This is a genomic window from Blautia segnis (genome assembly GCF_014287535.1).
GTDB lineage: Bacteria > Bacillota > Clostridia > Lachnospirales > Lachnospiraceae > Blautia_A > Blautia_A acetigignens.
This window is the reverse complement of the sequence record NZ_JACOOT010000004.1, coordinates 42,328-63,310: the sequence shown is the minus strand read 5'-3', so window position 1 is coordinate 63,310 and position 20,983 is coordinate 42,328. Positions and strand designations below refer to the sequence as shown.

The 20,983-nt window shown below is 44.4% G+C and carries 17 protein-coding genes; 5 read left to right on the top strand and 12 right to left on the bottom strand.

Annotated features, from left to right (window positions below):
* Positions 1–8: 8 nt before the first annotated feature.
* Together H8S54_RS01925 and H8S54_RS01920 are read right to left on the bottom strand one after the other, a co-directional pair.
* Positions 9–230 carry a hypothetical protein gene (locus H8S54_RS01925; protein WP_186900777.1) on the bottom strand — a complete coding sequence of 74 codons (222 nt, stop codon included), beginning with the start codon at positions 228–230 and terminating at the stop codon, positions 9–11.
* Between the two features lie 55 nt (positions 231–285).
* Entirely contained in the window at positions 286–705 is a 420-nt protein-coding gene (locus tag H8S54_RS01920; protein ID WP_186900776.1) for a hypothetical protein, read from the bottom strand.
* 255 nt (positions 706–960) lie between these two features.
* Here H8S54_RS01920 and H8S54_RS01915 point away from each other — a divergent pair, with 255 nt between their 5' ends.
* From H8S54_RS01915 to H8S54_RS01895, 5 genes are all read left to right on the top strand, one after another.
* The gene (locus H8S54_RS01915; RefSeq protein WP_186900775.1) at positions 961–1,437 is read left to right on the top strand and encodes a helix-turn-helix transcriptional regulator; all 477 of its coding nucleotides are present in this window, start codon (positions 961–963) and stop codon (positions 1,435–1,437) included.
* 142 nt (positions 1,438–1,579) lie between these two features.
* On the top strand, positions 1,580–2,608 hold the full coding sequence (locus tag H8S54_RS01910) for a LacI family DNA-binding transcriptional regulator (RefSeq protein WP_186900774.1): 1,029 nt from the start codon (positions 1,580–1,582) through the stop codon (positions 2,606–2,608).
* Between the two features lie 211 nt (positions 2,609–2,819).
* Positions 2,820–2,990 carry a sugar transporter family protein gene (locus H8S54_RS01905; protein ID WP_021924862.1) on the top strand — a complete coding sequence of 57 codons (171 nt, stop codon included), beginning with the start codon at positions 2,820–2,822 and terminating at the stop codon, positions 2,988–2,990.
* Positions 2,987–4,198: an MFS transporter gene (locus tag H8S54_RS01900; protein ID WP_186900773.1), complete on the top strand. Its 1,212-nt coding sequence runs from the start codon at positions 2,987–2,989 to the stop codon at positions 4,196–4,198. The genes H8S54_RS01905 and H8S54_RS01900 overlap by 4 nt, the downstream gene beginning before the upstream one ends.
* A gap of 26 nt (positions 4,199–4,224) precedes the next feature.
* The gene (locus H8S54_RS01895) at positions 4,225–5,733 is read left to right on the top strand and encodes a DUF5605 domain-containing protein (protein WP_021924860.1); all 1,509 of its coding nucleotides are present in this window, start codon (positions 4,225–4,227) and stop codon (positions 5,731–5,733) included.
* 219 nt (positions 5,734–5,952) lie between these two features.
* On the opposite strand, the gene H8S54_RS01890 is transcribed toward H8S54_RS01895, so the two are convergent.
* From H8S54_RS01890 to H8S54_RS01845, 10 genes are all read right to left on the bottom strand, one after another.
* Positions 5,953–7,485 carry a DUF5605 domain-containing protein gene (locus H8S54_RS01890; protein WP_186900772.1) on the bottom strand — a complete coding sequence of 511 codons (1,533 nt, stop codon included), beginning with the start codon at positions 7,483–7,485 and terminating at the stop codon, positions 5,953–5,955.
* Between the two features lie 658 nt (positions 7,486–8,143).
* A complete protein-coding gene (locus H8S54_RS01885; protein ID WP_186900771.1) occupies positions 8,144–9,721 on the bottom strand; it encodes a glycoside hydrolase family 43 protein in 1,578 nt (525 codons plus the stop codon).
* A 127-nt stretch (positions 9,722–9,848) separates the two neighbouring features.
* Positions 9,849–11,138 (bottom strand): MGH1-like glycoside hydrolase domain-containing protein, encoded by a 1,290-nt coding sequence (locus tag H8S54_RS01880; RefSeq protein ID WP_186900770.1) that lies wholly within the window; start codon positions 11,136–11,138, stop codon positions 9,849–9,851.
* A 4-nt stretch (positions 11,139–11,142) separates the two neighbouring features.
* Positions 11,143–11,970: a carbohydrate ABC transporter permease gene (locus H8S54_RS01875; protein WP_186900769.1), complete on the bottom strand. Its 828-nt coding sequence runs from the start codon at positions 11,968–11,970 to the stop codon at positions 11,143–11,145.
* Between the two features lie 14 nt (positions 11,971–11,984).
* Positions 11,985–12,863: a carbohydrate ABC transporter permease gene (locus H8S54_RS01870; protein WP_117849470.1), complete on the bottom strand. Its 879-nt coding sequence runs from the start codon at positions 12,861–12,863 to the stop codon at positions 11,985–11,987.
* A 98-nt stretch (positions 12,864–12,961) separates the two neighbouring features.
* Positions 12,962–14,266, bottom strand: coding sequence for an ABC transporter substrate-binding protein (locus H8S54_RS01865; protein WP_021926254.1), 1,305 nt, complete (start codon positions 14,264–14,266; stop codon positions 12,962–12,964).
* Positions 14,267–14,555: 289 nt separating this feature from the next.
* Complete coding sequence (locus H8S54_RS01860) at positions 14,556–15,629, bottom strand: response regulator (RefSeq protein WP_186900768.1); 1,074 nt, start codon at positions 15,627–15,629, stop codon at positions 14,556–14,558.
* Positions 15,630–15,639: 10 nt separating this feature from the next.
* Positions 15,640–17,373 (bottom strand): sensor histidine kinase, encoded by a 1,734-nt coding sequence (locus H8S54_RS01855; protein ID WP_186900767.1) that lies wholly within the window; start codon positions 17,371–17,373, stop codon positions 15,640–15,642.
* 43 nt (positions 17,374–17,416) lie between these two features.
* A complete protein-coding gene (locus H8S54_RS01850; protein WP_186900766.1) occupies positions 17,417–20,083 on the bottom strand; it encodes an alpha-L-rhamnosidase in 2,667 nt (888 codons plus the stop codon).
* Positions 20,084–20,136: 53 nt separating this feature from the next.
* Positions 20,137–20,937 (bottom strand): BKACE family enzyme, encoded by an 801-nt coding sequence (locus H8S54_RS01845; RefSeq protein ID WP_021926258.1) that lies wholly within the window; start codon positions 20,935–20,937, stop codon positions 20,137–20,139.
* Positions 20,938–20,983: the final 46 nt, after the last annotated feature.

Genomic DNA, 20,983 nt, shown 5'->3' with positions numbered 1-20,983 from the left:
TAAATCATTTACCATCTTGGACCATGGCCAAATGGGCCGCCAGGACCTCTGTGTCCGCCAGGGCCGTGATCAAAAGGGCCGCCGCACATAGGACCATAAGGGCCTCTCGGGTCACCCATCGGAGGTCCAAAGAACGGGCCGTGATGATGGTGATACGGGCCAAAGCCTCTGTAGCGACGCGGTCTGCAAATTGCCATGAGAATTAAAACGATTATAATAAGTGTTAACATAATTTTTCCTCCATTTTTTCTATCTAATCAATAATTTAGCTTGCCATTCAAAATTTTAATACTGCTTCAGTCTCCTGAGAATCTGCTCTACCTGTGCAATCGCGTCATCGACCTGACACTTTGCATCATTGATTTTCGACTGTACCAGCCAGTCGGCAACCACGCCGTCCCAGAAAAAATCGGCAAAGGTAAGAAAACCGCCGCAGTCAATTGACAAATCCGTATTGATCGTCACGTCCCTAAGCTCTTTCTGGAACTTCTTCAGATCATACTTGGCATTTTCCATCAGGTGGGAAGCGTTATCCATTTTGGAATGCTTGATCAGGTTTGTAATAAATCCGCCTCCAAACAAATCCACAATTCCCCAGTTCCCAGCTTTCTGAAGTTCTTCCCTTGCTGTCCTCAGGCTGCACAATGCGTTTTCACCAGCCTGTATCGCTTCACTCATTTCTTTCTGTAAATTGTAACCTTCCATTTCATTTCCCTCTTCTTTCGTGTTATACTAAATCCAGTCCGGAAAGCCAGTTTAAAAAGCTTTCTGTAATCTTTAACAGATGTTGTATTGAACTTTATGGGATGATTATAGTGTTTTTGCCTGGGAAAATACACCGCATTTATTGCGGAATAACCCCAATTATTCCGCAGACGCTGCGTAATATGAATTTCAACGCAGCACAAAAAACCAAACGCATCCGAAATGTTCGTAATACAGCAGGGAAAGGAAAAATCCATGGGAAGAAAATCCACCAGAGAAAATAAAACCATTTACCAGCAATTGCGTGAGGAAGACAACCTCCCCCGGGAAAAAGCCTCTGAACTTCTCGCATTTATTTCCGAGGACCGCTTAGAGCGCATCGAAAATGAGAAGGTACAGCCTGCCCCCGAGGACGTGATCCGCATGTCCCAGGTTTACAATGCCCCGGAGCTTTGCAACTACTACTGCTCACATGAATGTCCGATCGGTATGAAATACGTTCCTTCTATAGAGATGACCGAGCTTCCAGCAATCATTCTGGAAACCGTTGCCTCCTTAAATGCGGTCTACCCGCTTACCAACCGCCTCATTGAAATATCCAGAGATGGGAAAATCTCCGAGGACGAACTTCCTGATTTTTCCAATATACAGGAGAATCTGGAGAAAGTTTCCCGGGCTATTGAAGCACTTCAGCTGTGGGTAGAGAAGGAAGTGCCCGCCAACCAGAATTAGACTTCATATGCGCCTGTTTTCCTCCTTGACTTGTTTAAATCAATAGTTTAAAATGTTTAAATATAAACATGAGCAAACCATACAGCTCCACCCGTAAGCAATTTTCACCAACCACATTTTCCCCGGAAAGGCAGGTATCCCTATGAAAATAAAAATGGTCGATGTCGCCAGACATCTTGGCATTTCCAAAGCCACCGTCTCCCTCGCAGTCAACGGCAAACCCGGCGTAAACGAACAGACCCGCCAGAAGGTTTTGGAATGCATAAAAGAACTGGAAAACAACGGCGGCGTGCTCCCGGAAAACTCCTCCTTCCAGAGTCCCGACGCACCGCACCGTCTGATCAAGGTGCTCATCATCAACCACCGCAAACAGGTTGTCTGCGACCCGGAGCTGGATTTGTGGACCGAAGTTCTGCGCACCTTTGACACAGAATCAAGAACCCGCGGCTATCTCTACGGCCTTTCCTACATTAATGAAACGGAATACGAAACCAATGTGGTTATCGAAGAATGCAACACCGAGCTTGTTGCCGGCGTCATTGTTTTTGCCACGGAAATGCAGCCTGCTGACTATCCCATTCTGGAAAAAATCAACAAGCCCATTGTCCTTTACGACTACGAAGCCCCCGACGGCAAATACAACAGCGTCTGCATCGACAATGAAAGCGCGGTGAAAAACAGCCTGAACCTTCTGTACCAGGCAGGTGCATCCGATATCAAATACCTGTGCACCGGCAAAAGTATCTACAATTTCCAGAAACGGCGTGATGCTTTCCGCAACACCATGATCGGCAACGACCACATGCCCGCCAAAAGCGATATCATAAAGCTTGGCCACAACATTCCCACGATTACCGAAAATATGCTCACCTGGCTGGAGCACAATCCCCTCCCGGAAGGATTTCTTTTTGAAAACTACCAGATTTCCATTGGCGTCACTACCGCTCTTCGCAAGCGGGGAATCAAATTTCCTGACCGTGTAAAAGCAATCGGCATTGACGAAATTCCCGATTACATCCTTTCCGGTGCCAAACTGACTCAGGTCAGAATCCCTCATGCTGAGCGCGCTGCCATGGCCATGGACCTGCTGGACAAAGAAATCCATCAGCAGTGGACTACCCGGGTCAAAATCTACGCACAGCCAGATATTCTGCTGAGACAAAGCCTGTAAACAAACACCCTCATCCAGGGCGGATTTAAACAGAATCGTTTAAATCCGTCCTATTTTTACATCATTATGTTCAAATTCCACAGAATTCCTTTATATAAAACAGAGAAAACCCTGTTTTTGTGATTATTCTGTTGAATTTTTGTTGAATTATGATTAAAATATAGTTATAAAGTTTAAAACAAGTTTAAGAAAACGTACGGAGGTAAACAAAATGAAAGGCACAGAAAATGCATACGAAGGCGAAAACCGTTCCCTGCATATGAAAGAACGTATCGGCTACGGCGTCGGTGATTTCGCAAACAACATGATGTACACACCAGTCAACTCCTTCTTCACCTATTTCCTCACAAATGTTGCAGGACTTGGCGCAGGTGTGGTTTGAACCATTCTTCTGATCTCCCGTCTCCTGGACGGCGTCAGCGACCTGATCGTTGGCTCCCTGATGGAAAAGATCCACAGCAAACACGGCAAAGCAAGACCCTGGCTCCTGTGGTGGTGTATCCCTTTTGCAGTATCACTGGTCCTGATGTTCACAGCACCGGATTTGGAACCACAGGTAAAATCATCTATGCGTTCCTCACTTACAACCTGGCAGTAACTGTTGTATACACAGCGATCAACCTGCCATTCGGTTCCCTTGCAGCTCTTATGACCAAGAACCAAACCGAGCGCGGCTATCTGAATATTTCCAAAATGGTATTCGCATTTGGCGGCGGTATGGTCGTAAACGCAGCAACTCTTCCACTTGTTAAATATTTCGGAAATGATTCTTCCGCATGGCAGAAAACATTCCTGATCTACGGTGTCGTTGCGATCATCTTTTTCCTGATCGTATTCTTCACCACCAAAGAAGCAGTTACCGAAGAAGCAAAGAAAGCCGGATCTGAAGAAAAAGTCAACATCCCACAGGCTCTGAAAAGCCTTATTAAAAACAAATATTGGATGATTCTTCTTGCAATCTTCTTTTTAAACAGCGTAGTAAACGCTTTTATCGGTGTAAACGTATACTATGCACAGTACATTATGAACGATGACAGCTTGATTGGAAACCTTTCCATTTTCCAGAACATCGCTTCCTTCGCAGCATTTGCAGTATGCACAGGTATCATCCGCAAGATTGGTAAACAGAAAATCGCCATCTCCGGTGTTGCAATTTCCTTCATCGGATATGCAATGGTACTATTAAATCCAACCAGCTATGCAGTTCTTTACATTGCAGCAATCATCAAAGGTGTTGGAAACGCAGCTCTTTCCGGTGTTATGTACGGAATGCTTGCTGACACAGTTGAGTACAACGACTGGAAATCCGGCATCCGCGCAGAGGGCCTTGTTTTCAGCGCAAACTCCATCGGACAGAAAATCGGTTCCGGTATCGGCTCCGCAGTTCTCGGCTGGGTACTTGCAGCATTTGGTTTCGTAAGCTCCTCCGCTGCACAGCCAGCTTCCGCAATCAGCGGAATCCGCGTCATCTTCTTATATGTACCGCTTGTTGTGTTCGCGATCATGTTCATCATCCTGTTATTCTACAAGCTGGACAAAGAGTATGGACATATTGTAGAAGACCTGGAGAAGCGTGCTAAGAGAGCATAAAAGTTTTCAAAAAGAAGGGAAAAATTATGGCAAAAACAGTAGAAAAATATAAAGTATTTGACCTGGAACTTTCCGGAACATCCCAGGGAAATCCATTTCAGGATGTACAGCTTACCGCTGATTTTTCCAATGGAATCCAGAAGCTTACCGTAAAAGGTTTTTACAAAGATCAGGGAAAATATGGCATCCGTTTCATGCCTCAGGCAGAAGGTAACTGGACTTATGAGACACACAGCAGCGACCCGCAGTTGGACGGCCAGACAGGTGAATTTCTCTGCACACCAGCCGCAGCAGGCAACCATGGACGTGTGTGCCTGAAAAAAGATGTACTTCCAAAGAAGGAAGTAAACTTCTATGTAACAGAAGATGAATTCCATTTTGCATACGAGGACGGCACCAGATTCCAGCCTTTTGGAACCACCTGCTACGCATGGGTCAACCAGTCCGAACAGGTGCAGGAGCAGACTTTGGAAACACTGAAAAACGCTCCTTTTAACAAGATCAGAATGTGTATTTTCCCAAAATTCTACACCTACAACACCACAGATCCGGAAAGATATGCATTCCAGGGAAACGCAAAAGACGGCTTTGATTTCTCCAGATTTGATAATGTGTTCTTTGAAAATCTGGAAAAAAGAATCCAGCAGCTGGATGAGCTTGGCATCGAAGCAGACATCATTCTTCTTCATCCATACGACCGCTGGGGCTTTTCCAAAATGACAAAGGAGCAGGATATTTTCTACTTATCCTATGCTGCAAGACGTCTTTCCCACTTCAAAAATATCTGGTGGTCCATGGCAAATGAATACGATCTGATGCCTCAGAAAACCGTAGAAGACTGGGATACTTACGCAAGAGTTGTAATGGAAAATGACCCGTACGGACACCTTCGTTCCATCCACAACTGCGTTCCGCTTTTTGACCACAACAGATCCTGGATCACACATGTAAGCGTTCAGCGTGTAGATGTTTACAAGACCGCAGAAATGGTTACAGACTGGAGAAACCAGTACCGCAAGCCTGTGATTGTAGACGAAGTTGGATACGAAGGAAACATTGATTTCGGATGGGGCTGCCTGACTGCACAGGAGCTGACCAGACGCTTCTGGGAAGGCTGCATGCGCGGCGGATATCTGTCCCACGGCGAGACCTATGTGGACCAGGGCGACCAGATCTGGTGGGCTCACGGCGGCACCCTTCACGGGGAAAGCACAGCCAGAATTGCCTTCCTGAAAGAGCAGATGGCTCAGCTTCCAGATGACATCCAGCCTCTTACTCTCACCCCGGAAAACCACGAAGAAAACTGGGATTCCGTATGCCTCCACGACGGCGAAAGCTACTTCCTGTACTACTACGGCTTCTTCCGCCCACTGTACCGCAACTACACGCTGCCAGCTGGAAAGAAGTACAAGATTGAACTGATCGACACCTGGAATATGACCACAGAAGAACTTCCGGAAGTTTATGAAGGAAAAATCCGGATTAAGATGGGCGCCAGACAGTATATGGCGGTGAGGATGAAAGAAGTGAAATAACTGCCGCGGATAGGCGCTGTCGCAGAAAGTTATTGCTAACGCATATCTGAAAAGTTCGTATAATATATGTATCACGATCTATGAAAAATATCGTTTAAGTAAAAACGATGTAAGTTGGCCGATCATTTATGTGCTTTTTATCGCACAAGTGATCGGCCTTATTTCATACAAAATCTAATATTGGAGCTGAAATATTTGCATCATCATTCCAGCTGCCTTTTACTTTACAGCTTTAATTCTCACCGCAATATATTCCTTACCTGGAAGCTGGACGCGGAATTGTCCTTTGTGGATTCCGCCGTCTGTGATGGTCATTTCCCAGGTATCAATGATTTCTACCTGATACTCTGTGGTATCGTCGAAATAGAAGTCACGGAAGCTTGGGCGCATAAATGTATAGTAATAAATGAAATAGTCTTTTCTTGCCGGGAAGCCAGCTGCGCGGCAGGCAACTTCATCCCATTTGCATGGCATTGGTTCTACGCCAAGACCTGGGATTTCTTCCATAATTTTTGCCAGGAATTTAATGCGCTCCGGGGATGTTCCGTGCAGAACTCCGCCGTGTGACCACCAGAGAATGCGGTCCGGGCTGAGGTAAGTTTCACCGTGTCCCGGATATCCGCCGCGGCAGAATGCCTCCCAGAATCTTCTGGTCATTTCCTCGCCGCTGATGTTTCCCCAGCCAAACTGAATGTTTCCTTCATAGCAGATTTCATCCAGAACGACTGGCTTGTGGTACTTCTCACGCCACTCGTTTACCAGCTCGGAGGAACGGTAGGTTTCGGTTCGCTGGATGCTGCAGTGAGTTACCCATGGCAGGTTATAGTCGTAGTAAGCTTTGCAGTTGTGGATGGATCTCAGGTGGTGATATGGATCTTTTTCGCAGATGATTGCGGCATATCTTTCCCAGTCTGCGAGAGTTTTCTCATGCATCAAATCGTACTCATTGGCCAGTGACCACCATACATTGCGATATGCGGAAAAACGTGCCAGAACATATTTCCAGTAGCGGTCGTCATCTTCTGCCTTCATCATGGAAAATCCCCATCTATCGTATGGATGCATTACGATCAGATCTGCCTGGATGCCAAGGGCCATCAGCTTCTTAATACATTCTTCAATGTGCTGGAAATGTGCTGGATTAAATCTGGTAAAGTCCCAGTCATTTCCAGATGCACAGCCGTTGTATTCGGCGAAATTGTTCTCATTTAATTCAGAAGTGTCGCAGGGTGTTCCCTCATACGGGTAGGTGATTGGCTCGTGAAGGTTGTAATCGTAGTGCTTCGGGAAAATGCAGAAACGGATTTTGTTAAACGCATTTTCTTCCAGGGTTTTCAGGGTCTGCTCCTGAAGCTTTTCATTCTGCAGGTTCCATACATAACAGGTAGTTCCAATACAATGATAAGGCTTGCCATCCTCGTAAGCCAGGTAATAGGTTCCGGCTACGCGGACTGGACCGTGGTTGTCTGCGGAAGGGGCTACAGCTTCAAAACTGCCGCTGACTTCTTCTGCGCTTTCTGTCTGGAAGGAAGATTCGATTTTAAATGTATATGTATCCACAAAAGATGGCATAAATCTTACTTTATAAACACCGTCTCCATCATAGAAACCGTCTACTGTTTTCTTCTCATTTTTACACTCAAAAGTTCCCTTGATCCACTGGTCGCAGAAAGGATTCCCCTCCTTCGGCCCCTTAACTGCAACCTCAAGGGTTCCCCATTTTTCCACAGTTTTTGCATAGTTCATTTCCATAATCAGATACTCCTTTTACTAAAAAATTTCTTTTTCCATAAACATAAAAACCCATGTTTCCTGCTACCATAATACGCCAGGAAACATGGGTTTTGCAATGAAACTTTATTAAGAAAATGTAGGAATTTATTAACCCAAAAGAGCAATCCTTTCATTATTTGTTTCAAACTTTAACTGCTCCTTTTAGCTTTTATATTATTCTTGACAAATTCATTTTAACAGGTTTTAATATATTAATAGACGTACTTTATTCGTATTTTGAGATGATATTTACGAGAAAAAAGAGGATCATAGCACCTTGACAATATAATATACTTAACCGGGTAGCCGGGGGACGTGCTTTCACTCGATCTGGACACCTTACCAGAAGGGAGTAATCATTATAAGTACTTATGAGGAATTGCAAATTATACTTACAACTGCCTTACTAATTGTTGCAATTTCTTTTATGCAAAATCACGAACTTGCTCATTTATAGCTATGATACTAAAACTTCCCACACCAGTACGGTGTGTTGAACATTGAAAATTCAATATTTCAGCCAATAAAAAAGGCATAAACCTGTTCCTCTTGGTATAATGGAGTTGTCGAAAAACCATTTTAACAAAGGTGCGAATCCCATTTTAGGTATGGGAAGTCTTAGTATGATACTAATTTTTTATTTCCTCAAAATCTCAAAATAATCAAAATCTGCCCATTTTCTTCCGCCTGTCATGTCGTGGCAGTACATGCCGAAGTGGGCGCCGGTGAAGCCCTCACTTTGTTCGTCGGTGAGGATGTTGGTGGGGACTTCGGCCAATTCAAGGAAATTCTGTCCGTCCAGGGAATAGTAGAATTTCGCGTGCAGGCCATCCTCGGTGGTGACGGTGCGCAGGAACAGGGGGCCGTTTTCGGGGATGGCAATCGGAGTGATTACATCATCCACTGCGAAGTGGCTGCTTCGGATTAAACGAAGCTTCGCTGGAATCTTCAGGTCAAGTGACGGACAACCATATTCCTCGTCTCTGGTTTTTACCAGAAGATAGAAGTTTCCCGTATCATACATGTAAGCCAAGCCAGCCATCTGTTCTCTGCATGTTGGCACAAAATCAATGCTGGTTTCTACTTGAACATGACGTGCCTGCTGGCGCCTGGCAATCATGCTGACGTTGCAGCAAGAATTCAGGGATTCCTGGCCATAGAGGCGCAGATAGCCCGGACGCTCGGTCAAACTTGCGTAGCTGTCATAAGACTGGCGCAGAGATGTGTAGCGCACATCCAAAACTCTCCCAAAGTCATCTCTCCCATAATCCTTCCCCTCTTCCTCCGGGAAAATATATTCTGCAATTCCCTCCGGTTCTTCCGTCTCCCATTGGCCAAACCTTCCGCCGCAGGCCAGGCGCAGCCAGCCATCTTCGTTCCACACCATTTTCTGAATTGCGGTCTCGCGGCCAAGGACGCACTGGCGGGTTCCTTTGGGTGGTCTTGCGCATAGATGCACCATGTACCACTCCCCATTCTGAGTGCATACAAGATCTGCGTGTCCGCACTTCTGCAGCTCCTCCGGATTTTCCACATCAGAAGTCAGAACCGGATTGCCTGGATCTTCCTCGTATGGTCCCCAGATGGAACGGGATCTTGCCATGGTCGCCATATGCTCGTAACTGGTTCCCCCTTCTGCCATCAGCAGATAATAATATTCTCCAATATGGTAAATGTGGGGACCTTCTGTATAGCCTCGTCCGGTTCCCGGGAAGACATTTTTCGCCTCTCCTACCAGGCATTCCTTCTCAGGGTCATACTCCTGTACCAGAATTCCCTTGAAATTATTGATCATATTCACAATATACATTTTTCCATCTGTATCATGAAATACAGATGGGTCAAATCCTGAGCTGTTCAGATAAACCGGTTCCGACCAGCCGCGTATATCCTTTGATTTCACCAGATAATTGTGGGTGTTAAAAAGTCCTCCAGTACGAGTCTTCACATCTGTATAAATCAGCCAGAAATACTCCCCGTCCCAAGAAATATCCGGAGCCCACACGCCGCAGGAATCCGGCTCTCCTACCATGTTCAGCTGGCTCATCCTGGTCAGTGGTGACGGCAGCTGCTCGTAATGCTTCAAATCCTTTGAGTGGTAAATTTTCACACCCGGCCACCACTCAAAGCTTGAGTTGGCAATATAATAATCCTCCCCCACACGGATAATACTGGGGTCCGGGCAAAATCCCGGAAGAATTGGATTTTGAATCATCTCTTCTTACCTCCACTTTATAAAAAAAGATTGTAAAATCGCAACCTTGCTACAATCTTACAATCTTTTTCAATATACATTTTATGATACCAGTGGCAAAAAACCTTTTTACCCCAACATCATCATTTTATTTCTCATACGACGACTGCAGACACATCGGTTTCTTTCCTTCCAGCTCATCTGCCATATTCAGTGCCAGTATATTCCAGTTGATAAAACCTCCATTCATAACCGGTTCCCCGTTAAATGGATTGTAATACTCATGAAGACTGCCTGTTTTTTCCAGATCATCTCCAAGAAGGCGCATGGTGCGCTTGTACATAATTTCCGCCTCCATGCGGTATCCGTAGTTCAGAAGTCCTCGAAATACCACATAGTTTGCAACCAGCCAGATCGGGCCAAGCCAGTTGGACGGATTATTGGTAACAGACAGGTCAAACATTTTCTCATCCTTTGAAAGCGTGGTCAGGCCAAAGTCTGAACCAAAGGTATCGGGATCAAAAATATGCTTCACCATATCTGCTGCCTGCTCTTTAGTAGCAATTCCTGCATACATGGGGATAAAGCCAGACCATACACGAATCTTGATAGGCAGTGTTTTCCAGAAAACTCCAAGTCCCTGATGGAACCAATCGTATTTTCTGGTCTTAATATCCACATCGACGGAATAGAAAAAGCGGTCACGCTTATCCCAGCATTCCTGCTGGATAGCTGTAATCAAAGCATCGCGTTTCCCAAGAAGCTTCTTTGCCTCTTCCTCTTTTCCAAACTGGCGGTACAGCTTTGCGCCAGCCTCAAGCTCTACGCACATAAAGCTGTTCAGATAAATATTTGCAGTGGAAAATGGCGGGCGTCCAAAAGTTGCCGGGTCATTGTCCATACCGATCATAATATCATCCTGCCATACATACAGCCCACTGTTTTCGTGGAAATAATAGTGATCATAACAGTCGAAATATTTCGCTGCACCAGGGAGAAACTCCTCAGTCCAGCTGTAATCTCCTGTGTAATCACTGATCAGGCACATCTGGCTGCAAAGGAAGGGCTTATGCATATTCATAATTTTTCCTTCTTTGTGTCGCATATTCAGATACGGCTCCGGCCAGTCTGCAACCTCGATCATCATAGGAATGTATCCGTCTTCAAGCTGATGATCAAAAAAGTTGCGGATATTTCCCTGTGCATGCTCTATAATTCTTGGCTTCACAGACGGATCCTCATAAGAATCCGCCAGATTCAGGAAGCCGTATACGGACCAGTAGGTATCCCAGTCCCATACATTTCCATCATAAACAGAGCCTGGATCAATAAATGGATAACGGATAAAGCTTCGCGGATTCTTCAGCACATCCTCCGTGTGAGACATTACAAATTTTTTCAGTTCCTGTCTGTACTGCTCTGTCCTTTTATCTTCCATAATATCAGCCCTTTACAGCTCCTGCTGTCATACCTTCCATCAGTTTCTTATTCAGTGCCATGTACAGGATCAAAAGCGGGAATACACTCATGGATACAGAAGCAAAGATTGCACCCCAGTTCTTGGATCCAAACTCATCAGAGAAATACAGAAGTCCTGTCTGAACTGTCTTCAGTGCAGAATCGCTGATGAATGTCATGGAAAACAGAAGGTCATTCCATTTGAAGAAGAACTGAAGTACCAGTACGGTTACAATGGAGTTCTTCATAAGTGGTGTTACAATATGCCACATCAGTCTGTAGATACCGCAGCCATCAATAACGGCAGCTTCCATAATGTCATCCGGGAAGGAGCGAAGATATCCCTGAACCAGATAGATGGAAAGTGACAAACCGAAAGCTATGTAAGTAATGATCAGACAGGTTCTGGTATTCAGCATATTTGTTTTGCTGTAAATCTGGAACAGCGGGATCAATGCGATTGCAACCGGAATCATAATACCGAAACGGAAATACTGTGCAACTGCATTTCTGAATTTCCATTTCATCTTGGTTACAGCGAAACCAACTGTCACAGAGAAGAATACGATAAATACCAGTGCCACTAATGTGGTAATCAAGCTGTTCTTAAAGAATGTGGACATGTGGCCTCTTGTCCATGCATCAGAGTAGTTCTGGAAATAAAAGCCATCGTTTAATGCATAGGCAGGTTTCTCACTCCACTCAGCCTGTTTCTTGAAGGATGCTGTAAGCATCCAGAACAGCGGATAAATTTCAATCATGCAAAGAAGGAAAATTACAATTCCTCGAAAAGCTGCTTTTACTTTTTTCATAATATTTCCTCCTTTCAGTCTTTCACATCAAATTTGTTAATAACAAGAGAACCGACTACACAGATCAGGAAAATCACGATTGCGATAACGCTGGCGTAACCCACCTTATTGTATGTAAATGCAACGTCATACATATACATGGACAGTGATTTGGTTGCGCTTCCTGGACCGCCCTTTGTAAGAGCCATAGCGGACTCAAACATTTTTACAGTACCGGAGAAGCTGAATACAAGGCTGGTGATTACCATCGGACGAAGCAGTGGAAGAAGAATATTCTTAAATAACTGCCATCCGCCGCAGCCATCGATTCTTGCTGCTTCCAGGATATCATCGGAGATATCAAGGAGTGCACCATAGAAAATTACGGAATAGAATCCCATGGCTACCCAGATATCCATTACACACAATGCCCAGAGAGCTGTGCTGGACTGGCCGATCCATGGCTGAACAAGGTTTGTAAAACCAAGAGAGTCAAGTAAGGAGTTTAACAGACCATAGTTTGGCTGAATCTCATAAATCTTTGCAAACAGCTGACCTACTGCAACAGTAGGAAGTACTACAGGGAAGAAAACCAGGGTTCTTACGATAGTTTTGCATCTCCTCAACCAGAATTTAAACATCAGGGAAAGTAAAAGTCCCATTCCAACCTGGCCAATGGTTACTACTAATACATATTTACAGTTTACTGTTAATGCATTTAAAAAGTTCTTGTCTCTAAAAAGTCTTGCATAATTGTCAAATCCGGCAAATTCCCACTGAAGTCCCGGGCTGCCGCTGAAAAATGAATAGTACAGCGACCAGATAACCGGTACCATTACGATGATAGTGTAAACAATTAACGCCGGAATTACGAAAAGGGATATCGCTTTCTTATTACCTAATACCTTGTTCATAAAATTCCTTCCTTTCTGATTTCTGACATAAAAATGGGAGTGTCTGTTGGCAAACACTCCCATTTGAAGTTCAAAGCTTATATTGCCAAAGCTGATACTTACTGCATGTCATATACGTCCTGGATGGACTGCATATATTCTTCGCCAGTCATTTCGCCGTTCAGCAGAGGCTGTACATTTTCCTGTGCAGTCTTGGAGATTTCGCTAGGCATTTTTGCTTCCCACCATGCAAATCCTTCTGTGGATTTGTCAATCTCATCAAGAACAAGCTTGGTGTAACCATCCATATCATCTGCTGCAACATCATATGTGTAACCTTTAACAGTTCCCTGCTCTTCCATTGCAAGGTTTCCGATGTTCTCCATGAAGTATTTCAGGAACCAGCCAGTAGCCTCGTCATATTTATCGTTATCAAGAGCAAGAATGTTACCACAGTTCATAGAGTAAGAAGTTGCGGAGCTAACGGACTCATCTGCAACCGGAATGTTAAAGAATCCGATTCCGTCCTCGCCTGCCGGGTTCTGGGAATCATCTGTCAGGTTCTGTGTAAACCAGGAACCATTGTAGAAGATAGCAGCTTTTCCGCTCATCAGCATGGAACCAGCTGTGTTCATATCAACTGTTGTAATACCTTCTCCGAAGTATCCTTTCTCAGCCCACTCTGCAAGTTTATCAGCTGCAGCAACCAGCTTCTCATCTGTGTAAGGAACCTCGCCGTCAGCTGCTTTTGTCATGATGTCGTTTCCTGCTGTTCTTACTGCGTAAGCGTTGATCAGACGGGTTGCACCCCATTTGTCAGATCCGCCGGTTGTAAGAGGCTGGATACCAGCATCGGAAAGCTTCTGAAGAACTTCTTCAAATTCATCCCATGTAGTAGGAACCTCACATCCTGCCTGCTCAAACAGAGCTTTGTTGTACCAGAAGCCTTCTACGTTCAGTCCAAGAGGAAGATCATAAAGATCATCTGTTCCGGATAATCCTTTCAGAAGCTCAACAGCACCACTGTTCAAGTAATCAGCTGTTCCGATTTCATCAACTGCTTCGGAAATATCTTTTACTTTACCGGAATCGATCAGTACGCTAAGCGGAGCACCTGCTTCATAAGCGAACAGATCCGGAAGATCATTGGATGCTGCCAGTGTAGCAATTTTCTGCTGAAGGTTGTCAGAAGCAACCATCTCATACTCCCATGTGAAGTTCGGGTTTACGTTTTTCTGATAATCTTCACAAATCTTATTTAACAGCACACCGTTGTCATTATCTTCTGCCCAGATGGTAAGGATTTTGATGTTTTTCTCAAGCTGTGGATCCTCTCCTGAGTAATCTGCTGCAAATGTAGGAACTGCAAGCATGGTGCTTGCTGTTAATGCTGCCATTAAAATAGCTAATGCTCTCTTTTTCATTATAATTCCTCCAGAATTTTCAATTTTTGATTTTTGGTTAGCCAGTTACTTTTTTCGGTCTCGTTTAATGTTTTTCGCTTATTGTCTTTGTATCCCCGGGAAATATCTTATGCTTATATAATACCAGTTTCCCGTTAATTTACCAGTGCCTAATTTTTTTGGTAATGTACAGTTTTTTTAGACTGTTTTATATAAAAATTGTAATGCATTCAGGCAGTTTATTATACTAAATACACAAAGTGCACATATTCAAGCTAATGAATATGTGCACTTTGTGTATTCTCCTATATCATCCTTCTGGATTCCATACATTTCCTTTGTATTCATTGGGTGTCATGCCTTCATGCTTCTTAAAAATATCACAGAAATATCTGTAATTATTATATCCTACCAACTCGCTTACTTCGTGAACCTTATAGCCATCCTGAAGCAGCTTTTTTGCTTTCTTAATACGCAGATCTGTAAGATACTTCACATAAGAGGTTCCTACTTCTGTCTTAAAAAGGACACTTAAGTATGCGGTACTCATTCCCACTCTGTCTGCAAGCTCGCTCAGTCCAATGTCCAGGTTGTAGTGTTCGTCCAGATATGTGAGCAATTCCAGGATCACCCTGTGTCTGCTTCCTGTCTGGTCTGCTGTCAGATGCTTGTTGATATCTGACAGTACACCTTCACCGTAAGCTTGTATCTGTTCCATAGTCTCACATTTTTCCATTTCCTGGAATGAAACCAGTGAACCACGCTCCACCTGCTTCTGACTCTCAATCAGCACATCACTAAGTACACAAAGATGCTTGTAAAATTCCCGCCGAAAGTCTTGCTCATCCGGATAGAGCTCCTTAAGGCAGGCGATAGCCTGTCTGGAATATTCCCGAAATGATCCGGCATCTCCCCTTGTAATGCTGCGCACCCCATCTTCAAAGATCTTATCAAGCTCCTGGAATTTTTCCCTGTTCGCCTGTGCTTTCTTATCATCTTCATATCTGGTTTTGGCCCATCCGCTTTCAACACGGGCAAGAGCATTTTTCAGCTTTTCTGCAGTAACCGGCTTATCAATATAATCCTTTACACCCAGGGTCAATGCCCTCTGCGCATACGCAAATTCCGAATATCCGCTAATTACAATAAAATTTGTATCCGGACATTCATCCTTGGCAGTTTCGATAACAGACAGGCCATCCAGCCCCGGAATACGGATATCTGTAATTACCACATCCGGCTTCTCGTTTCGGATTACTTCAAGCCCCTGGATACCATCATAAGCAGCGCCTACCACTTCATAATCCAGCTTCAGACGGGAAAGCAAAGCCTTGATCCCCTGCACTACAATATATTCATCATCAATCACAACTAAACGATACATAAATTCCTCCTTATTTTACCGGAACTACAATCGTCACCTTCGTTCCCTTTCCCGGACTGCTTTCAAAGGTTACTCCATATTTTTCTCCGTAATTCAGCTTTATACGCTCAATTACATTTCGCACACCGTAACCGTTCTCCAGCCTTGACATATCGTCAATTCCCACGCCATCGTCTTCAATGGTAAAAATCATATTGTTTTGCTCCTGCCAGCCTCGCAAGGAAATTTTACCTTTACCGATTTTGGGCTCAAGACCGTGATACATGGCATTCTCAATAAACGGCTGAAAAATAAAGGTGATCGTCTCCCTCTGGAGGATTTCTCTGCTGATATCCACAAACAGCTCAAAACGGTTATTGTACCTCATATTCTGCAGCTTCATATAGCCCTGCATCCATTTTACGGAATCTGCAACCTTAATATATTTATTTCCGTTATTTAGTGCCAGCTTGAAATTATCGGAGAGTGCTTCCACCATCTCTGCCATCTGGTCATCCCCGTGCATAATTGCCACAAAATACAGAGAATCCAGGGTATTATAAAGAAAATGAGGATTAATCTGGGACTGCAAAAGCATAAGCTCTGCCTCACGTTCATTCAGCTTTACAGCCATCAGATGCTCAGAAAGCTCCAGATTCGTATTAACCATTTCCTTAAACTTCTGACCAATACGGCCAACCTCACTGTAATCAAACTCTTCTGTAATATGACGTTCACCCTCGCCAACCTGTGCAATAGTATTTTCCAGCTGCTTCAGAGGCTGACTGATAGTTCTGGAAATAATTCTCGCCATAATGAAGCCTACAACCAGAACACAGCCTGCTACCAGAAATGAAAGCAGCCGAATTCCCTTGCTTTCCTCACTAAGTTCATTTTTTTCTACTACATTTACAATACTCCATCCTGTAGTATAGTTTGTAACAGAAGAAAAAAGATACAGACTGTTTTTTTCCGGGTTGGAAAAGGCTTCCATAATAGCAGTCTCTCTCTCCTCATTTCCAACAAAATAAATCAGCTCGCCATCCTCATCCAACACCATAAAATTGCTGGAATTAAAGCTTTCATTTCCCATGACAAAGGATTTTCCCAGAAGCTTCTGGCTAAGGCCAACTACCATATATCCCATTCCCTCTCCATCAGAAGGATTGATCATATATTTTGCATAGCAAAAGCCTGCTTTAGATCCCACTGCCAGAATGCTGTCCTTAAAAAACACTTCTCGTCCCTTAGCTTCATTGGCTGCCTTTACCCAGTCCTCTTTCAGGATATCCTTATCTGCATAATACATATAGAAGTCATAGGTTCCCTGATTGATATTGTTCAGCTGATAAACATGTCCATACAAATCTGTAAATACAATATAATTCACCCAAACCTGCTGACTGGCCATCTCATTCGCCACTTTTCGAAGCTTTGTCCGGTCACCGGAAGAAAATTTGCTTCCTCCATATTTATTTCCGTTTTCCAGAATCTGCTGAAAAGACTTATCATTAAGAAAGCTTCGTCCAACATCCACAATATTTTTCAGATTCATATCCAGCACACGGCTGGAATTCTTAAGCGTAGATTGATAAGAAGCCCGGTAATTCTGCTCAATCGCATCAACAGAGGCTTTATATACAATATTCATCAAAACCCCAACACCTAAAAGGGTGATAAGAAACATGGAAAGAAAAATCTGGTTCTGAATACTCAGCTGCCTCCATGCTTTTTGTATTCCCGAAGCCTGTTTTTTCTTTTCCATATTCTCATCACCCTTTCATATTGTGCCGCAAAAATATTTTAAATTACTGTTCAAACACAATGTGGTAAGTTCCGCTTCCTGCTTCAGCACTCATGTAATCTGCTGCCTTCGTAAAGGTAAGCCCATCGCTTTTTACAACAGCTTTCGCCTGATCCAGACGAATCTGGGCAGTTGTGTTTACCGGAATCTGAACAGTCAAAAGAATCTGTGTTCCCTGGACTTCCCATTTTACACCAACATTGCCATAAATGCTATGATAATTTCCTTCTGTGTACTTCAGATTACCTCCGATTCGCGGATAAAGCACTGCATGCTTGAAGCCCGGCTGCTCCGGATCTGCCTCGATTCCAGCCATTGCGCGGTACATCCACTCTCCGATGGCGCCGTATGCGTAATGATTGAAGGAGTTCATATCTGCGCTCCACATACTTCCGTCATCCTTCAGTCCATCCCAGTGTTCCCAGATTGTGGTAGCACCTTTCTTTACCTGATACAGCCAGGATGGGAAATCCTCCTTCAGAAGCAGGTCATAAGCATCCTTCAGAGCATGGTTCTGACTCAGCGCATGGCAGAAATACGGAGTTCCTACAAATCCGGTAACCAGATGTCCGTTTTCCTTGGCCAGCAGTTTCTTCAAGCCTTCCACTGTTTTTTCAATATATTTCTCAGGAGTGAGCTGGAAATACAGTGCCACAATATGTGCGGTCTGTGTCTGAGCTGTCATATTACCCTCTGCGTCAAAGAAGGTATCCTGGAATTTCTTCACGATCTTACTGTAAAGCTCCTCATATTCTGCTGCCACATCATCCTTTCCAAGAGCCTTCGCCATTTTTACGAAAAGTCCGGTGGAATATGCATAGTATGCAGTGCAGGTCAGATCATTTGGAGTTGCACCAAAATAGCTTCCCTCTTCTGCATCCAGAGCAACCCAGTCACCAAACTGCAGCTTATAATTCCAGATATAATCCACAGCATGGGCACGCATGAAATCGATCCATCCCTTCATGCTATTATACTGTCTTTTCAGAATATCCTTGTCTCCATACATCAGATACATGGTCCACGGGTTGATGATTGCCGCATCGGCCCATGCTGCTGCAGAATGAGGTCCCTGGCTGAGAAGCCAGTTGCCATCTGTTCGGCCTTCTTCAATGTTCGGAACTACGTGCGGTACGCCGCCCTCCGGTGTCTGGTCAACCTCCAGATCACGAAGCCATTTCTTATAGAAGGTATATGTATTCATCAGATAGGTTGCTGTACGGCAGAAAATCTGCGCATCGCCAGTCCAGCCAAGACGCTCATCACGCTGCGGACAGTCTGTAGGCACATCCAGGAAATTACTCTTCAGTCCCCACAGAAAGTTATGGTGAAGCTGGTTCAGAAGCGGGTTTGAGCACTCCAGCTTTCCGGTGGAAGCCATATCAGAATGCAATGTGCATGCAGTAAAGTTTTCTGCCTTTGGCTCTCCCGGATAGGAAACGATCAGTGCATACTGAAATCCCATATATGTAAAGGTCGGATGCCAGGTAACAGTTCCCTCTTTGGCAAATGTATATTTCATAGTAGCCTTGGCAGCACGAAGGTTGTCCAGATAAACATTTCCGTCTTTATCCAGAACTTCAAAGCAGTGAAGCTCAATTACATCTCCTGGTTTTCCGGATGCAGTGACTTCAATGCGGCCTGCCATGTTCTGTGCAAAATCCACAACCGTATCTCCTGCAGGAGTTTTAAAAATACGCTTTGCAGGAATGCGGTCCATTACGTGAACCTTAGCTGCATACTGAGCGCGCATTACCTCTGTATCAAAAAATACAAGCTGTACCGGCTTCCAGCTTCCGGACGGTGTCTCTGCCTTTGACCAGTCTGGAATTTCCAAATTTGCATCATAGGTTTCACCATCATAAATTTCCGCAAAAACAACAGGAGAATCACAGCCGGTCCAGGAGGTATCTGTGCAGATAGATTCTGTGGTTCCATCTGTATAGCGGACCACGATCTCCATGGTAAAAGCTGTCTGATCACCATAATTGTTGCGGGCTTTTGTAAGTCCCATAACACCCTTATACCAGCCAGGAGCAAGCATAGCGCCGGCACCGTTTATACCCTTCTGCAGATATTCCGTTACATCATAGGTCTGGTAAAGAAGATGTCTCCTATAAGAAGTCCAGCCAGGTGTCATTTCATCCTCGCCAACCTTTCTGCCATTCAGATAAAACTGATACAGGCCAAGGGCAGTGGTAAATGCATAGGCTTCCTTTACTTCTTTTTTAATTTCAAAGTTTCCTCTTACATAGGTTCCCTTGGAAGCATTTTTGTAGGAATCGTCTGTCTCGGCAGATACGAAAGGTGCTTTCCATGCAGGTGCACCTTCCTCCCACTCGCCATTTGCGCCTGCAAGTGCAGTTACAAAGGAAGCGGTGTCGCTCCACAAAGTTTCTTCCTCTCCATCTGCGGCTTTCACGCGGACAAAATAGCGTTTTGCATTTTCTAATGTCCCCTGGACATAAACATGAGCAGACTCCTCGGACTCTGTTTTTCCGCTGTTGTAAATCAAATCTGTAAAATCAGCATCCTTTGCGATCTGAAGCTCATAGGATTTCTGTTTTACATTTTTCTTATCGCTGACAAGCTCCCAGGCAAACTGGGGCATATGAGAAACGCCTACAGGAGCAGTTTCATAATCCATATAAATTTTTTTAATTGCGAGCATTTCTTATCCCTGACCTTTCTTTATACAAATGATTCCTGTATTCTAGAATTCATTTAGCGTTTTCTAAGCTTCAGCATCTGTCTTGCTTCATCTGGTGTTGCAGGCTCCAGACCCATAGCGCGAATCAGGTTCACCAGCTTCTCAACAACCTGCCAGTTGTACTTTGCATCCACGCCATCTTCAAGATAGTGGCTGTCTTCAAAGCCCACACGGACTACAGTTGCGCCCATAGCGATAGCGGCTGCCAGGAAGGTCCAGTTATCGCGTCCGAAATGAGTAACACCCCAAAGTGCATCGGATGGAACAAAGGAGCGAAAAGCTGCCAACATTTCAGGTGTAGGCTGCATGCCACCCTTGTGACCGAATACCAGGTTGAATAACATGGGGTCTGCAAATGGCTGCTCAGATTTCACAACTGCCATATTGTGCAGCATTCCGATATCAAAAACCTCAGTTTCCGGAAGAATCCCTCTTTTATAAACTGCATCTGCACAGTAGCGGATATCGTCAAAGGAATTGATATATACTGCTTCTCCCAGGTTTGTGCTTCCACCGTTCAGTGATGCACTCTCTACCTTGGGATAATCCAAGGGATTACAGCGATCCTGAATATTCATGTCAGAGACACCACCTGTAGAAGCCTGAACAACTACATCTGTACGTTTCAAAATCTCGTCAAAGCACTCAGACATGTAAGAAATATCCGGTGTAAGGCTTCCATCCGGTTTACGGCAGTGAAGATGGCACATGGCTGCGCCAAGCTTTACGCTTTTCTCAACATCCTCTGCAAGTTTTACTGCATCCACACTGGTTCCTGCCTGTACAGGTGCCAGAGAAATAATTACTTTTCTCATCTTATTACCTCCCATTTAAGTAGATCTTATGGTTACATCATGCTTT

Excerpts from the sequence above, each read along its gene's own strand:
- H8S54_RS01850 (WP_186900766.1), bottom strand. The coding sequence starts at position 20,083 with ATGCTCGCAATTAAAAAAATTTATATGGATTATGAAACTGCTCCTGTA.
- H8S54_RS01865 (WP_021926254.1), bottom strand. The coding sequence starts at position 14,266 with ATGAAAAAGAGAGCATTAGCTATTTTAATGGCAGCATTAACAGCAAGC.
- H8S54_RS01875 (WP_186900769.1), bottom strand. The coding sequence starts at position 11,970 with ATGAAAAAAGTAAAAGCAGCTTTTCGAGGAATTGTAATTTTCCTTCTT.
- H8S54_RS01845 (WP_021926258.1), bottom strand. The coding sequence starts at position 20,937 with ATGAGAAAAGTAATTATTTCTCTGGCACCTGTACAGGCAGGAACCAGT.
- H8S54_RS01915 (WP_186900775.1), top strand. The coding sequence starts at position 961 with ATGGGAAGAAAATCCACCAGAGAAAATAAAACCATTTACCAGCAATTG.
- H8S54_RS01885 (WP_186900771.1), bottom strand. The coding sequence starts at position 9,721 with ATGATTCAAAATCCAATTCTTCCGGGATTTTGCCCGGACCCCAGTATT.
- H8S54_RS01855 (WP_186900767.1), bottom strand. The coding sequence starts at position 17,373 with ATGGAAAAGAAAAAACAGGCTTCGGGAATACAAAAAGCATGGAGGCAG.
- H8S54_RS01870 (WP_117849470.1), bottom strand. The coding sequence starts at position 12,863 with ATGAACAAGGTATTAGGTAATAAGAAAGCGATATCCCTTTTCGTAATT.
- H8S54_RS01880 (WP_186900770.1), bottom strand. The coding sequence starts at position 11,138 with ATGGAAGATAAAAGGACAGAGCAGTACAGACAGGAACTGAAAAAATTT.
- H8S54_RS01910 (WP_186900774.1), top strand. The coding sequence starts at position 1,580 with ATGAAAATAAAAATGGTCGATGTCGCCAGACATCTTGGCATTTCCAAA.
- H8S54_RS01920 (WP_186900776.1), bottom strand. The coding sequence starts at position 705 with ATGGAAGGTTACAATTTACAGAAAGAAATGAGTGAAGCGATACAGGCT.
- H8S54_RS01905 (WP_021924862.1), top strand. The coding sequence starts at position 2,820 with ATGAAAGGCACAGAAAATGCATACGAAGGCGAAAACCGTTCCCTGCAT.
- H8S54_RS01890 (WP_186900772.1), bottom strand. The coding sequence starts at position 7,485 with ATGGAAATGAACTATGCAAAAACTGTGGAAAAATGGGGAACCCTTGAG.
- H8S54_RS01895 (WP_021924860.1), top strand. The coding sequence starts at position 4,225 with ATGGCAAAAACAGTAGAAAAATATAAAGTATTTGACCTGGAACTTTCC.
- H8S54_RS01925 (WP_186900777.1), bottom strand. The coding sequence starts at position 230 with ATGTTAACACTTATTATAATCGTTTTAATTCTCATGGCAATTTGCAGA.
- H8S54_RS01860 (WP_186900768.1), bottom strand. The coding sequence starts at position 15,629 with ATGTATCGTTTAGTTGTGATTGATGATGAATATATTGTAGTGCAGGGG.